Annotated in this window: 1 protein-coding gene; it reads left to right on the top strand. The window is 48.9% G+C overall.

Annotated elements, in window-relative coordinates:
- Positions 1-123: 123 nt before the first annotated feature.
- Positions 124-1,365: an ISL3 family transposase gene (locus K7397_RS21155; RefSeq protein WP_223070554.1), complete on the top strand. Its 1,242-nt coding sequence runs from the start codon at positions 124-126 to the stop codon at positions 1,363-1,365.
- The last annotated feature ends 44 nt before the right edge of the window (positions 1,366-1,409 follow it).

The following is a 1,409-nucleotide window of genomic DNA, read 5'->3' as shown; positions in this document are numbered from 1 at the left end:
GGCTCTACACAAAACGTAGTGCTTGAACCCCATAGAACGTTATGCTAGGGAACATATAGAAAAAACATCTGCATATCCCGTAAGATGGTTGTGCGACCAATCCATCGAAGAAGGAATAAACAGATGCACAACCAGTATACCGATCTTTTGCTTGATTTACCAGAGGTTAAGACACGACAAGTCTTGGAAGTGGACAACCAGACGATTCATGTAGAGATATCTCCGGTTTCATCCACCCAAGCTTGTCCGATTTGCCAATCGACGAACTCCGTGATACGCAAAGGGCGGAATGCCACACGTAAGATTCGCCACCTTGCAGCCTTTGGCAAAACTGTTTTCGTATTGGCTCCGGCGATTCGGCTGTTCTGTAAACACTGTCACTGTGGGTTTGTTTGGCAGTATGCGTTCGTTGGCGCGGGAAAACGGTACAGTACAGCTTTTGAAACGCGAGCAATCCGTACGGCAGCAGTCGCCACCGTCAAGCAAACTGCTGAGTTACATGGGATGCCAGCCAGCACCCTTCAGACGAAACACCAACAATGGGTATCCACGGAAAGCAAGCGGCTTCAGGAACAGGCGTGGCAAGACGCTACAGAGACAACAAAACTCGTACTGGGAATCGACGATTTTGCCATTCGAAAAGGGCATACCTACAACACAGGCATTCACAACTTACGGGGCGAAACCCTCCTGGACATTTTACCGGGCCGTAAATTGGAAGACCTCCGAGCGTATACCAAGCAGCATCCGGAGTTTCTGGCCCTTCGTCCGCAAGCTGTGGTAATGGATCTGGCTCCGTCTTACCATACCTGGATTCAAGAATGCTTTCCGAATGCGATTCGAGTAGCAGATCGCTTTCATGTTCATCGGTATGTGACGGAAGCCGTTCAGGACGTCCGAAAAACGGTACAGAGCACATTGTCACCAAGAGCGAAAGGGAATCTGAAAGCCAAACATCGGCTGTTGAATCCCAAGGAAGCCGCTTTGCCTGCAAAAGAGCAGCAAGAATTGAAAGAGATTTTGGGCTATTCGCCTTTGTTACAGCAAGTTCATGCCTGGAAAGAAGGGTTTGGCGAGTGGTTCGACTGCTCCCCGGATGTGAAAACGGCAGACATCTGGTTAGACAGCTGGTTGGAACAAGGAGAGCGACTTGAACATCCCGCTGTTTCAGCTTGCCTCAGAACGATTCGTAATTGGCGGCAAGAAATTGTAAATTATCATTGCTGTCGCTGGACGAACGCTACCGTTGAAGGCCGAAACAACCGGATGAAAGCCTTTCAACGCAGACATTACTTCACCCGTAATCGAGATCGGTATGTACAGGGACTTCTGGTCGAATGCAACTATGCTCGCTATTTTCACTAGCATAAACTAGCTGACTGTTCAAGCACTAACTTTGGTGTAGAGCC

The organism is Paenibacillus caui (assembly GCF_019904135.1).
Lineage (GTDB): Bacteria > Bacillota > Bacilli > Paenibacillales > Paenibacillaceae > Fontibacillus > Fontibacillus caui.
The sequence above is the reverse complement of the archived record's forward strand: the minus strand, read 5'-3'. Positions and strand labels throughout refer to the sequence as shown.

Excerpts from the sequence above, each read along its gene's own strand:
- K7397_RS21155 (WP_223070554.1), top strand. The coding sequence starts at position 124 with ATGCACAACCAGTATACCGATCTTTTGCTTGATTTACCAGAGGTTAAG.